The 12,571-nt window shown below is 63.3% G+C and carries 10 protein-coding genes; 5 read left to right on the top strand and 5 right to left on the bottom strand.

What is annotated here, in order from left to right; all coding sequences use genetic code 11:
• Positions 1 to 10 precede the first annotated feature (10 nt).
• Positions 11 to 820, bottom strand: coding sequence for an energy transducer TonB (locus tag ACO77H_RS00985; RefSeq protein WP_169953931.1), 810 nt, complete (start codon positions 818 to 820; stop codon positions 11 to 13).
• Positions 821 to 1,058: 238 nt separating this feature from the next.
• Entirely contained in the window at positions 1,059 to 1,910 is an 852-nt protein-coding gene (locus tag ACO77H_RS00980) for a LysR family transcriptional regulator (protein WP_170042320.1), read from the bottom strand.
• A gap of 104 nt (positions 1,911 to 2,014) precedes the next feature.
• On the opposite strand from ACO77H_RS00980, the gene ACO77H_RS00975 reads away from it, so the two are divergent.
• Both ACO77H_RS00975 and ACO77H_RS00970 read left to right on the top strand, forming a co-directional pair.
• Complete coding sequence (locus ACO77H_RS00975) at positions 2,015 to 2,476, top strand: nucleoside deaminase (RefSeq protein WP_172312425.1); 462 nt, start codon at positions 2,015 to 2,017, stop codon at positions 2,474 to 2,476.
• The gene (locus ACO77H_RS00970; protein WP_170042318.1) at positions 2,463 to 3,647 is read left to right on the top strand and encodes a CynX/NimT family MFS transporter; all 1,185 of its coding nucleotides are present in this window, start codon (positions 2,463 to 2,465) and stop codon (positions 3,645 to 3,647) included. The genes ACO77H_RS00975 and ACO77H_RS00970 overlap by 14 nt, the downstream gene beginning before the upstream one ends.
• A gap of 93 nt (positions 3,648 to 3,740) precedes the next feature.
• Here ACO77H_RS00970 and ACO77H_RS00965 read toward each other — a convergent pair whose 3' ends face one another.
• Positions 3,741 to 6,089 (bottom strand): TonB-dependent receptor, encoded by a 2,349-nt coding sequence (locus ACO77H_RS00965; RefSeq protein ID WP_432754867.1) that lies wholly within the window; start codon positions 6,087 to 6,089, stop codon positions 3,741 to 3,743.
• A 155-nt stretch (positions 6,090 to 6,244) separates the two neighbouring features.
• On the opposite strand from ACO77H_RS00965, the gene ACO77H_RS00960 reads away from it, so the two are divergent.
• A complete protein-coding gene (locus ACO77H_RS00960) occupies positions 6,245 to 7,189 on the top strand; it encodes a LysR family transcriptional regulator (RefSeq protein WP_432754866.1) in 945 nt (314 codons plus the stop codon).
• A 159-nt stretch (positions 7,190 to 7,348) separates the two neighbouring features.
• Positions 7,349 to 8,953, top strand: coding sequence for an alkaline phosphatase family protein (locus ACO77H_RS00955; RefSeq protein ID WP_432754865.1), 1,605 nt, complete (start codon positions 7,349 to 7,351; stop codon positions 8,951 to 8,953).
• Between the two features lie 137 nt (positions 8,954 to 9,090).
• Here ACO77H_RS00955 and ACO77H_RS00950 read toward each other — a convergent pair whose 3' ends face one another.
• Positions 9,091 to 9,996 carry a TauD/TfdA dioxygenase family protein gene (locus ACO77H_RS00950; protein WP_170042315.1) on the bottom strand — a complete coding sequence of 302 codons (906 nt, stop codon included), beginning with the start codon at positions 9,994 to 9,996 and terminating at the stop codon, positions 9,091 to 9,093.
• 181 nt (positions 9,997 to 10,177) lie between these two features.
• Between ACO77H_RS00950 and ACO77H_RS00945 the strand changes: the two genes are divergently transcribed.
• Positions 10,178 to 11,098: a LysR family transcriptional regulator gene (locus tag ACO77H_RS00945; protein ID WP_169953938.1), complete on the top strand. Its 921-nt coding sequence runs from the start codon at positions 10,178 to 10,180 to the stop codon at positions 11,096 to 11,098.
• Positions 11,099 to 11,296: 198 nt separating this feature from the next.
• Here the strand turns inward: ACO77H_RS00945 and ACO77H_RS00940 are convergent, their stop codons facing one another.
• Positions 11,297 to 12,298, bottom strand: coding sequence for an ABC transporter substrate-binding protein (locus tag ACO77H_RS00940; protein ID WP_432754864.1), 1,002 nt, complete (start codon positions 12,296 to 12,298; stop codon positions 11,297 to 11,299).
• Positions 12,299 to 12,571 lie beyond the last annotated feature (273 nt).

The following is a 12,571-nucleotide window of genomic DNA, read 5'->3' as shown; positions in this document are numbered from 1 at the left end:
GAGCAAAGGCTCAATGAATCTTGAAATCGATAGGTACGCTGACCCAGCCATCCTGGGCCACGTCGCCCTGCTTGGCGGGCACGAAGCTCCAGCGCTTCACGGCGCTGAGTGCGGCGTCGTCGAGTTGCTGGCGACCGCTGCTCTTTTGCACCTGGATTTCACCGGGCTTGCCGCTGGCCAATACATGCACCCGCAACAACACCGTGCCTTCCCAGCCACGGCGCTGGGCCAGTGATGGGTACTCGGGCGCCGGGTTCTTCAGGTACGCAGCGTTGGCCGAAGCAGGCGTCACCGGTGCCGGCGCAGGCGCAGCTGGCGTGGGCGCGGGGGGTGCCGGCTGGGGTGGCGCAGGCGGCTGTTCGACGGCTTTGGGCACCGGCTTGGGTTCGGGCTTGGGCACAGGTTTTGGCTTGGGCTTGGGAACCGGCTTGGGTGGCGCCGGCTTGGCCGCCAACTCATCCACGACCGGTGGCGGTGGTTCTACAACTGGCGGCGGTGGCGGTACAGGCGGCGGCGGTTCCACCACCGGCGGCGCCGGCTGGGAAAACTCGATGGTCATCGGTGGAATTTCCGGCGGCACAATCGGCAGCACCGGCACCGGTTTCTGGCTGACCCAGTAGATCACCGCGCCATGCAGCGCCAGCGCCAACAGGCCCAATAAAATGCCTTCACGGCGGCTCAAGATCCCCTTGGGGGTTTTCTGCAAACGCAACTGCCCCAAGGGCGCGCGATGCGGCCGGCCAAGGTCGACCAACTCACCACTCGGTGCCTGGCGCCACTGCGCCTCATGTGCACTGGCGGCGGTCTGGACATTGCCCATTGATTCACTCCCTGCTGTCTTCAGCGAAAAAACCGACGGGCCTGCGGGGCGACCGTCGAGAGCTGAATCATCGGGGGCAGACGCTTATCTCTTAAAGTAATCTTTAAAGTTATACATAGACCAAACAGGAATATGAAAAATCAGCGCTTGGCCCAAAGCCACGCCCCACGGGGCCTGGCGGCGAGAGGCAAAATCATGATGCTTTGCGGGCATGCAAAATATTCCTCAAAGGCATGGCTCAGCGCGGGCTGGCCTCGCATAAATCCCACAATTGCCCCTGCAGGCTCTGCCCCGCCGCCCCCATCCCATTGCGCCCATACAGCGCCAGCCGCACGCCCTGCACCGCGGGCAAACCACTGTCGGCGCCGAGCACCACATGCCCGGCCTGCACCACCCGCTCAGGCAGCAGGCTGATGCCCAACCCCGCCGCCACCGCCGAACACACACTGGCCAGGCTCGCGCTGGAATAGCCAATGCGCCAGCGCCAGCCACCGACTTCCAGGTGCTGGAGCATTTCATTGCGGTACAGGCCGCCCACCGGGAACGCCACCAAGGGCAATGGGTCGCGGCCCAGGGCCGGCATGTGGCGGCTATCGACCCAGCACAACGGCTCCGGCCAGGAGGCCAGGCAGTCGTCGCTGTCGCCCATCTGCTTGACCAGCAACACATCGAACTCACCGCCGCGATACTGACGCAACAGCGCCGGCCCCAGGCCGCTGGTGACCTCCAGGCGCACCCGTGGGTAGGCCACGACAAACGCCGACAGCAACGGCATCAAGCGCTCGGCGGCAAAATCCTCGGGCACGCCCAGGCGCAGCACACCGTCGCTCTGCTGGTTGATCAGCACATCGGCGGCTTCTTCGTTGAGTGCCAGGATGCGCCGCGCATAGGCCAGCAGGCGTTCACCCTCGACCGTTGCCACCACCCGGCGCTGATCACGGTCGAGCAAGCGGCAGCCGACACTGTCTTCCAGGCGGCGCAATTGCTGGCTGACCGTGGATTGGGTGAGGTGCAGGCGTTCGGCGGCGCGGGTGAAATTCGCACAATCGACAACGGCGACAAAACTGCGCAACAGCACGGGATCGAACATGAACACCACCATCGGGTTTGCCACTGGTTGGCATGGTTATATTTAATTTCAGAATACCCCAGGCGGTGGCCATACTTCGCGTTCACCGAGAGGGGAGATTTTCCATGACTGACGATCAGCGTCATCTGCAACGCGCCGTTGCCCTGGCGCAGGACAACGTGGCCTGTGGCGGACGGCCGTTTGGCGCCGTCCTGGTCAAGCACGGCGAGGTGTTGGTGGAAGCGGTCAACCAGATCCACCTCGACCAGGACCCCACTGCCCACGCCGAGATGCTCGCCATTCGCCGCGCCAGCGAGCAACTGGGCCCACGCCTTGAAGGCTGTGTGATCTACGCCAGCGGCCAGCCGTGCCCGATGTGCCTGGGCGCGATGTATATGTGCGGCGTATCCCGCGTGGTGTTTGCCGCGAGCAATGAAATGGCCGCGCCTTTTGGCCTGTCGACCGCAGCGATTTACCAGCAGATGGGCCTGGCACTGAGCGCACAGCCCTTGCCCGTCGAGCACTTGCCTGTGCCGGCCATGCAAGCCCTTTACCGTCAATGGAAAACCCTGCATGACCCTGAATAAATCCCTCGCCGGCTGGGGCCTGCTGGTCGTGCTGGGCCTCAACCTGCGGCCGATCCTCAGCTCTATCAGCCCGTTGCTCGGGGAAATCCGCCTGGCCACCGGCCTGAGTTTCCAGAGCAGTGCCTTGCTCACCAGCCTGCCGGTGGTGTGCATGGGTCTGGTGGCGCTAGTGGGCATCCGTGTCGAGGCGCAGCTGGGGGAACGACGCGGGATTGCCCTGGGCTTGATGATGATCCTGCTGGCGTGCCTGGCGCGCTGGCTGCTGGGCCAGGCACCGGCACTGCTGGCCACGGCGTTGCTGGGCGGCGCCGGGGTAGCGCTGATCCAGGCGCTGGTGCCGGCGATGATCAAGCGCCAGTTCCACCACCGGGTGCCACTGGCGATGGGGGTGTACTCAGCCTCGTTGATGGGTGGCGGTGGCTTGGCGGCACTGCTCAGCCCGCTGGTGGCCAGCCATTTCCAGCACTGGCAGGCCGGCCTTGGCATCTGGCTGCTGCCGGCGCTCGGCGCGTTGCTGCTGTGGGCGTGGCTGCCGTTGGGCGCGGCGAAGAACCTGCAGGTGAGCGCGCCGCTCCAGGGCCTGCGCAATCGTCGCGCCTGGTTACTGGCGCTGTATTTCGGCCTGGTGAACTGCGGGTACATGAGCATGGTGGCGTGGCTGCCGGCGTACTACCAGCAACTGGGTTGGGGCGTGCTGCCCAGTGGCTCGCTGCTGGCGTTCATGACGATTTTCCAGGTGATTGCCGCGCTGTTGATGCCGGCGCTGGCGCAACGCGGTATCGACCGCCGGCCCTTGCTGACCATCAGCCTGCTGGCCCAGACCGTGGGCTACCTCGGCCTGCTGCTGGCGCCGCTGCAATACCCGCACCTGTGGGTGGCGCTGATCGGCTTCGGCCTGGGGGCATGTTTTGCCCTGAGCCTGCTGTTGACCCTGGACCATCGCCGCGACCCACGGGAAGCCGGGCAACTGGCGGCATTCGTGCAGGGCGTGGGTTTTCTGATCAATGCCGTGTCGCCGTGGATGACCGGCTGGCTGCGCGAACTCACCGGCAGTTTTGTCAGCGCCTGGATAGTGCTGACCGTGACGGTGATCGCGATGCTGGTGGTGACCCGGGTCTTCAGCCCGGCCACCTACCGCACAGAGCCTGCGCGCGAAGCCGCCCTGCTGTAGGAGCCGGCTTGCCGGCGATGGCGGTGGGTCAGATATCGATCCGGTGACCGATAGACCGCTATCGCCGGCAAGCCGGCTCCTACAGATGGGGGGCTAGAAGTCGTAGCGCCCGGTCACCCCCAGCGTGCGCGGGGTGCCCAGCAGCCCTTCATAGCCACCGTTGCCGCCTGTCCACAGGGTGGTGTAGTAGGTCTTGTCGAAGGCGTTTTTCAGCCATAGCGACACGTCCCACTGACCCTGCTGGAAATCGCCGCGCAGGCCGGTGGACAGGTTGACCACCGCATAACCCGGGATCTGCCCGTAATCCGAATCCTCCACCGTACCCACCGCCTTGGAGCGGTAGGCATAGCTTGCGGTGACGTAGGGCTCCAAACCGTTATCCAGGTTCCACTTGTATTCGCCGTTGGCGTTGGCAATCCACTTCGAGGCGCCCACCACCGGGTGCCCGCTGAGATCGCACGAGGCCGGTGCACCCGGGCGCAGGCTGACTTCCGGTGGGCATGGCGCATCTTTGTACGACAGGTAGCGCACATCGTTGAACGAGCCATTGATGTTCAGCGTCAGGCCACGGATCGGCACCAGGGTGCTTTCCAGCTCCACCCCACGCGAGCGCACGGAGCCGGCGTTGGTCAGGTACTGCACGCGGTTGCCATAGTCGTAGGCGTTGGTCTGGTAGCCGTTGACCTGGGTCCAGAACAGGTTGGCGTTGAGTTGCAGGCGACGGTCCCACAGCGTGCTCTTAAAGCCCAACTCGGCGTTGTTGGCGCGCTCGGTGCCGATCAACAGCGAGTCTGCACCAGCGGTCGGGGCAGAGCCCACTGCCAGGTTGACCCCGCCGGATTTCTCACCGTGGGACAAGGTCGCATAGCCGAGCAAGTCATCGCTGAAACGGTAGCTGAGGTTGAGCAGGCCAGAAGGGCTGGTGCTGTACTGGTTGAGATCGCCGGAATCGTAGGCACCGGCACGGCCACGGCGTGCGGTGGCTGCCGCGCCCGCCACGGTTGCGCCACCTTGCGGCGCGTTGCGGCTGACCGAGGCGCTTTTTTCTTCATAGGTGCCGCGCAGGCCGGCAGTGAAATCCAGGCGTTCGGTAAGGTGCCAGGTGCCCTGGGCGAACAGGGCAAAACTGTCGGTGCGGATATGCCCGTTGCCGACGCTGCTGACATTGCTCAAGGCCCCTGCTGGCGTGCCGTTCCAGATATCGGCCTGGGGCCCGTAGTAAGCGAAGGATTTGTTGTCCAGGTCGGAGCCAAAGTAGTAAGCGCCCACCACGTAATCGAAGAACCCACCGGTAGGCGAGGCCAGGCGAAACTCCTGGGACCACTGTTTATCTTCCACCGATACGCCAGCGTTATACGAGGCCGGCACGTTAAGGCCGTCGTCGTTGCGCGGGGTGAAATTCCACCAGCGGTAGGCGCTGACCGAGGTCAGGGTGAAGTCGCTGGGCAGGGTCCAGTTGGCCTCAAGGGACGTGCCACCCTGGAACACCGTGACGCGCTGGTCGTTGTCCAGGTTGACCTTGCGGTGGGAGCCGTTGACCAGGGTCGCCCCGGCCGCATCGGCCCGCGATTGGTAGAGGTTGGTGCCGTTGATGGTCGGGCCGGTGCTGTACAGCACGCGGGTGCCGGCGCTGGAGTCCTCTTCGTTGTAGTCGCCGATCCAGCGCAGGTTGAACGCCTCGCTGGGTTTGTACAGCAGTTGCCCGCGAAAGCCCTGGCGTGAACCGCCGTTGAGGTCGTGGCCGTTGTATTGGTTCTGGATATCGCCGTCGCTGCGGGTGCGATAGGCCGAAAAGCGCCCAGCCAGCTCATCGTTGAGGGGCCCGGAAATCGTGCCCTTGGTCTGGAAATAACCGTCTTCGCCCACCGAGGTCTCGATGCTGCGCTCCGGGGTGAAGCTCGGCGCGCGGGTGCTGATATTGATCACCCCGGCCGTGGTGTTCTTGCCAAACAGCGTGCCTTGCGGGCCGCGCAAGACCTCAAGCTGCTCGATGTCCATCAGGTCGAATACCGCCATGCCCGGGCGCCCGAGGTACACGTTATCGATATACAGCCCGACACTGCCTTCCAGGCCATCGCTGGCCGGGTTGTTGCCCAGGCCGCGAATCGACACGCTGGACTGGCGCGCATGCATGTAGGCGACGTTGACGCTGGGCACCAGTTGCTGCAAATCCTGGATCCGGTAGACCCGCTGGCTTTCCAGCGCCTGGCCACCGATCACACTCATGGGCGTGGGCACGTCCTGGGCGCTTTCGGTGCGGCGGCGGGCCGTCACGGTGACCGTTTCCAGTTGCCCGCTGGCGCTCTCGCCCTTGCGCGCGGGGGCGGGTGTTTCGGCGGCCTGGCTCGGCAACCAGCTGGCACTGCCCGCCAGCAACAGCGCCAGGGGCAGGCGCTTGAGCCGCCAGGGGGAAGACGGTACAGCGGGCTTCGACACACTCATAAGCGGCTCCGGAATCGCGGAATATGCACAGTTACATATTCTATAAAGTTATTTATTTATGTTTTTACAAACATTTACTGCATAAGAGATAGCCTTTATAAGGAGTCGACCTAATGCATAGCCAATGCATTTCCCCGATATTTTTAATGTGAAAAATGCATATCGACTTGCGCCAGCTCCGTCACTTCATCGCCCTCGCCGAACAGCGCAGCTTTGTCGCGGCCGCGACCACCGTGAACCTGTCGCAATCGGCCTTCAGCCGTAGCATCCAGGCCCTGGAACACAGTGCCGGCTGCCAACTGGTGGATCGCGGGCGCAAGGACCTGGCCCCGACCAAGCAAGGCCAGGTGCTGCTGGAACATGCACGGCGCCTGGTCAGCGGCGCGCAGCAGTTGGCCAACGAGATCAGCCAGTTCAACGGCCTGGAAGCCGGCGAGCTGCGCTTTGGCTGCGGCCCGGCCCCGGCGGCCGGGTTGATCCCGCGCGCGATCGGCAGCTTTATCGGGCGCTACCCCAAGGCTCGCGTGCAGTTCCAGGTGGATGACTGGCAAAGCCTGGGCAAGCGCCTGCTCAGCGAAGAGTTCGAATTCTTCGTCGCCGACACCCGCCACTTCGAAGCCAACCCCGACTACCAGACCCACCGCCTGCGCCCGCGCAAATGGCACTTTTGCTGCCGCAGCGGGCACCCGTTGGCCCAGCGCGAAAGTGTCAGCGCCGCCGAGCTGATGAGTTATCCCCTGGCCGTGACCATCCGCCCGCCGAACCTGCGCAAGGTCATCGTCGACCTCAGCGGCCGGCCGGACTACACGCCCAATGTCGAATGCGAGAACGGCTACAGCCTGCTGGGGGTGGTGCTGCGTTCCGACGCCATCGGTATCGTCAGCGCCAACAGCGACGTGCTGCACATGGCCCGGGGCGACTTGGTGTGCTTGAAGATCGACGGCCTGGCCGAGGACCTGGAGGAGCGTTACACCCGCTATGGCATCGTCAGCCGGGCGGGGTATCGGTTGTCACCGCTGGCGGAGGCGATGATCGAGCAGATCAAGGAGGTGGATGAGCAGGATGAGCAGGTGTGTGAGATGGAGAATCTTGCGGTCTGAACGACCGCTATCGCGGGCAAGCCCGCTCCCACAGGTTGATCGCACTCCAATGTGGGCTGACCATGCACCCACTGCATAAAACCCATTCCCCAAATGCACTTGCCTCACCCCCGCTTCACCGGCGAAAAACACCGCCTGTTCCCCGTTCGGTAAACCCTCATGTCCCCTGTGCGCAACGTGCTCTACATCATGTGCGACCAACTGCGTCGCGATTACCTTTCCTGCTACGGCCACGCCCACCTGCACACGCCCAATATCGATCGCCTGGCCGCCGCCGGCGTGCGTTTCAGTCGTGCCTACACCCAGGGCACGATCTGCGGGCCGTCGCGCATGTCGGCCTATACCGGGCGCTACGTCAGCAGCCATCAAGTGGCATGGAACGCCGTGCCGCTGCCCCTGGAAGAGCTGACCATCGGCGACTACCTGCGCCCCCACGGCATCCGCACCGCGCTGGTGGGCAAGACCCACGCCACGCCCAATCTCGACGCCTTGCAACGCCTGGAGATCGACCCCGACAGCGCGCAAGCGCAGCCACTCAACGAGGTCGGATTCGAGGCGTACTTTCGCCATGACGGGATCTTCCCCGACAGCCCGCTGTTCGAAAGCAAGCGCGAGTCAGCGCCCTACACCCACTACCTGCGCGAACAGGGTTATGCCGGCGCCAATCCCTGGCATGAATGGGCCAACGCCGCCGCCGGCGAAGGCGGGGAAGTGCTGAGTGGCTGGCACATGCGCAACGCCCACTTGCCGGCGCGGGTGGACGAGGCGCATTCGGAGACGGTCTACACCACCGACCGCGCCATCGACTTTATCCACGAACAAGGCGAGCAGCCCTGGTGCCTGCACCTGTCGTACATCAAGCCGCACTGGCCCTATATCGCGCCTGCGCCGTATCACGCGTCGTATGGCGTCGATCAGGTGCAGGCGCCCATCCGCGCCGAGCCCGGGCAGGCCAGCGATCACCCGGTGTACCAGGCCTTCCGCCAACACCAGGAGAGCCTGAATTTTTCCCGCGACGAGGTACGGCTACGGGTGATTCCCACCTACATGGGCCTGATCAAGCAGGTGGATGACCAGCTCGGCCGACTGTTCGATGTGCTGCACAGCACTGGCCGCTGGGATGACACGCTGATTGTGTTCACCAGCGACCATGGCGACTTCCTCGGCGACCACCACCTGGGCGAAAAAGAGTTTTTGCTGGAGCCGGCGGTGGGGGTTCCGCTGATTGTCCGCGACCCGCGTGCCGCTGCCGATATCAGTCGAGGTACGGTGGACGCGCGCCTGGTGGAAACCATCGATGCCCTGCCCACGTTCCTTGAGGCCCTGGGCCTGCCCAACGCCGAGCATCGCCTGGAAGGCCGCTCGTTGATCGCGCTGCTGCATGGCCTGGAAACCGACTGGCGCCGCTACGCCATTGCCGAGTACGACTACGCCTTCCAGGCCCCGGCCCGCGAACGCCTGGCGCAGCCGATCGACCGTTGCCGCATGACCATGGTGCGCAGCGAACGCTGGAAATACCTGGCCTATGACGGCTTTCGCGCGCAGCTGTTCGACCTCGAAAACGATCCCCAGGAACTGCACGATTTGGGCGCTGACCCGGCGTATGCCCCGGTGCGCGAAGAGCATCAGGGCTATCTGTTCGAATGGCTGCGGGGTTTGAAGCGGCGCACCACCATCAGCCACGCGGAGATTGACCTGCGGGGCCAGCGGTTTCGTTATGGGGAGCCGGAAGCGGAAAAGGTGGTGCAGATTGGGGTTTGGTAACCCCCAAAATCCCCTGTGGGACGCGGGCTAGTGTGGGAGCGGGCTTGCTCGCGAAAGCGGTATGTCAGTTAACAACTGTGTTGGCTGATCCGCCGCTTTCGCGAGCAAGCCCGCTCCCACATTTGATCTGCGGTGGGTTACGCGCCTTTGGTCGTCACACTCCGCTGCCCCTGCACGCTCACCGGCACATCACCCTTGAGGGTCACGCGGCGCACGATGCGTTCCTGGGTGCCGTAGTCATCCACTGCGTAATGCTGGGTGGCGCGGTTGTCCCAGATCGCTACGTCGCCGGTGTTCCAGCGCCAGCGCACGGTGTTTTCCAGGCGGGTGACGTGGCTTTGCAGCAAGTTGAACAAGTGCGCGGAATCGGCCTGCGAGTAGCCCTTCAGGCGCTTGACGAAATGCCCCAGCAGCAAGGTCTTCTCGCCGCTGACCGGGTGTACGCGCACCACCGGGTGCTCGGTCTCGTACACCGTCGAGGTGAAAATCTTGCGGTATTCCTCGAGCTTTTCAGGCGCCACATCCGGCTTGCGCGCGGCGTAGTCGTATTCGTTGCTGTGTACCGCCCACAGGGTGTCGGCCAGCGCGCGCACTTCGGGCGTCAAGTCGTTGTAGGCGCTGGAAGTGTTGGCCCAGACCGTGTCGCCACCCGATGGCGGCGCCAGCACCGAACGCAGGATCGAGGCCTTGGGGTACGCATCGACGAAGGTCACATCGGTGTGCCAGGAGTTGGCACGATGACCACGGGCGCCATCAAGTTCCAGCAAAAACCGCGTGCCATCGCGCACCGGCACCGTGGGGTGGGCAATCGGCTCGCCGAGCAAGTGGGCAAACGCTTCCTGGCTCTGGTCATCGAGGTGAGTCTGCTGCCGAAAGAAGATCACCTTGTACTGCACCAGCGCTTGCTGGATGGCGTCGACGGTGGCGGCGTCGAGGTCGCCGGACAGTTTGATGCCCCGGATCTCGGCGCCGATACGCCCGGCGACCGGGTGGATATCCAGCGCCAGGGCGACGGGTTGAACAGCGAGTGCGGCATTGCTCATTGGATGACCCTCATGTGTCTGCTTACGGTTGGGTGACGCTGTGCCAACGCTCTATTCATATGCAATTTAGGTCTAGCAAATGAACACATGCTTCGTTGACGGAATAAGAGCTTGCATTTAAAACCTCAGCTCCCCTGGTCGCAAATGCCTTCGACCTATTTTTAAAATGCCGGGAAAGCATATGGATCTTCGCCAACTGCGCTACTTCATCGCCCTCAACGAACACCGCAGTTTTGTGCGCGCGGCCGACGCCATGGGCATCACGCAACCGGCGTTCAGCCGCAGCATCCAGGGCCTGGAACAGGAATTTGGCTGCGTGCTGGTGGACCGTGGCCACAAGGATCTGCGCCCCACCCCGGAGGGCCAGGTGGTGCTGCAACATGCCCTGAGCCTGGTGCACGGCGCCGCGCTGCTGAGCAGTGAAGTGACGCGCATGACCAAGCTCGATGCCGGCGAACTGCGCTTCGGTTGCGGCCCGGCGCCAGCGGTGAAGCTGGTGCCGGACGCGGTGGCGCGCTTCGTCAATGCCCACCCGAAAATCCGCACGCGTTTTCAGGTGGATAACTGGGAAACCCTGAGCCGCAGCCTGAGCCGGGAAGAGATCGAATTCTTTATCGCCGACATCCGCCAGTTCGAAGCCGATCCGAATTTCCAGACCCAGGCGCTTTCGCCCAAGCGCGGGGTATTTTTTTGCAGGCCTGGCCACCCACTGCTGGCCAAGGACAGCCTTTCGACCAACGACATGTTCGACTACCCGCTGGCGTCGCCGCTGATCTCCCAGGGCATTCGCAAACTGCTGGCGAACCTCAGCGGGCGCATGGACTTTTCACCGAGCATCCAGACCGAACACTTCCCGGCGCTGGTGAAGATCGTGTTGCAGTCCAACGCCATTGGCGTGGGCACCGAGGAAGCCTTTGCCGAGGACATCGCCCGCGGCGCCCTGGTGCTGCTGCACTGGCGCAACCTGCCACAGAACATGGAGACCATGAGCGCGCGGTGCGGGATCGTCAGCCGCACCGGCTCGCGCTTGTCGCCGGCGGCAAAAGCGATGATCGAGACGTTGGTGGCGGTGGATCGGCAGGAGGTGGATGTGGCGGTCTGAAGGGCGCCATCGCAGGCAAGCCAGCTCCCACATTTGACCGCATTCCCATGTGGGAACCGGCTTACCTGCGATGAGGCCCGTTCATGCACTGTAGATTTCACTTCGCGGTCTAGCAGGCCCCTGTAGGAGCCGGCTTGCCGGCGAAAAACCTGAGCACACTGCGGGGCACCAGGCACCCCGCGTTATCGTTGAAGGCTCCTACAGTTGCGCCGCCACCAACCCCGGCACCACCCAATCACTGACCTGGAACGACTTGCGAATCAGCCGCTCCTTCGAAGCCAGATCCACCGCGTCCTGCAGCTTGCCCAGGAACACCGGATCCAACGTCGACGGGAAAATCTCACTGAGTTTCTGGTCCTTCAGATCATTGGTCAGAATCACCGGCGGATAACTCGCCAGCCCCGACACCAAATCGATATACGCCTGCTTGTTGTTGTCATCGGTCAACCACTGCACCGCCTGCTGCTGCGCCTTGAGCAGCTTGGCCACCACCTCGGGATGGGCGTCGACAAACGTGCCGCTGCCCACCAGCACCGCCTGGATGCTGCCTGCGCCGCCAAGGTCCTTGGTGGTCAGGGGGATTTCGGCCAGGCCCTTGGCCTGCAATGAACTGAGGTTCGACCCGCCCCAGGTCGCATCGATCTGCTTGGCGGCCAGGGCGGCCACGGCGGCGTTGAAATCCAGGTTGATGATCTTCAGGTCCTTTTCACTCAAGCCCTGGCTGGCCAGGGCGCCGTTGAGGGACAACTGGGTGGCCGTGCCGCGAAACACTGCCACACGCTTGCCCTTAAGGTCCTGCAAGGTCTTGATCCCCGAGCCCGGCACCACGCCCAGGTATTGCTTCACCCCGCGAGCGGTGGCGCTCAACAGGCGAGTGTCGAGGCCATTGGAACGGCCGATGATCGCTGCCAGGTCGCCCAGGTAAGCCAGGTCCACCTGGCCGTTGGCAAAGGCTTCATTGATCACGGGGCCGGCACCCTTGAAGTAATTCCACTGGATCTTGATGCCCTGGTCGGCGAAGGCTTTTTCAAAGATCTGCTGGCTCCTCAGCACATCCGTCAAGCCACCACCGCTGTTCTGGGTACCGGCGCTCAGGTCGGGTACGGCGATGCGGATTTCCTTGAGGTCGGCGGCATGCACCAGCCCGGCGAGCGCGGTGCCGGCGACCAGGGTGATCAAGCGTTTAAAGGGCAGTTTCATAGCGGTGCTCCTGTGGGCGACGGTGGCCTTTGGAGCAGAAAGTACGCACAACACGATCAAAACTTTAAATACTATAAATTCACAATTTAATAGCTTTTTGGACTATGCAGCCGCAGACGCCGGTTCCAGAGGGTTATGCATCAACAGCATGGAAAATATTCTCCAAATGCATTGGATGCGTGTCGGGCAGAGGCTTTAAATGGTTTTTCTTATCCCTAAATAATCTTGATTGTTTGTTTATAAGATCAAAATCACATAACGCACTCGCCGACC

Source organism: Pseudomonas sp. WMBT8, from assembly GCF_050916005.1.
In the GTDB taxonomy this organism is placed as follows: Bacteria; Pseudomonadota; Gammaproteobacteria; order Pseudomonadales; family Pseudomonadaceae; genus Aquipseudomonas.
Note: the sequence above shows the minus strand (reverse complement) of the source record. Positions and strands in the feature narration are given on the sequence as shown.

Coding starts and splice junctions, on each gene's coding strand:
- ACO77H_RS00985 (WP_169953931.1), bottom strand. CDS start 820: ATGGGCAATGTCCAGACCGCCGCCAGTGCACATGAGGCGCAGTGGCGC.
- ACO77H_RS00980 (WP_170042320.1), bottom strand. CDS start 1,910: ATGTTCGATCCCGTGCTGTTGCGCAGTTTTGTCGCCGTTGTCGATTGT.
- ACO77H_RS00975 (WP_172312425.1), top strand. CDS start 2,015: ATGACTGACGATCAGCGTCATCTGCAACGCGCCGTTGCCCTGGCGCAG.
- ACO77H_RS00970 (WP_170042318.1), top strand. CDS start 2,463: ATGACCCTGAATAAATCCCTCGCCGGCTGGGGCCTGCTGGTCGTGCTG.
- ACO77H_RS00965 (WP_432754867.1), bottom strand. CDS start 6,089: ATGAGTGTGTCGAAGCCCGCTGTACCGTCTTCCCCCTGGCGGCTCAAG.
- ACO77H_RS00960 (WP_432754866.1), top strand. CDS start 6,245: ATGCATATCGACTTGCGCCAGCTCCGTCACTTCATCGCCCTCGCCGAA.
- ACO77H_RS00955 (WP_432754865.1), top strand. CDS start 7,349: ATGTCCCCTGTGCGCAACGTGCTCTACATCATGTGCGACCAACTGCGT.
- ACO77H_RS00950 (WP_170042315.1), bottom strand. CDS start 9,996: ATGAGCAATGCCGCACTCGCTGTTCAACCCGTCGCCCTGGCGCTGGAT.
- ACO77H_RS00945 (WP_169953938.1), top strand. CDS start 10,178: ATGGATCTTCGCCAACTGCGCTACTTCATCGCCCTCAACGAACACCGC.
- ACO77H_RS00940 (WP_432754864.1), bottom strand. CDS start 12,298: ATGAAACTGCCCTTTAAACGCTTGATCACCCTGGTCGCCGGCACCGCG.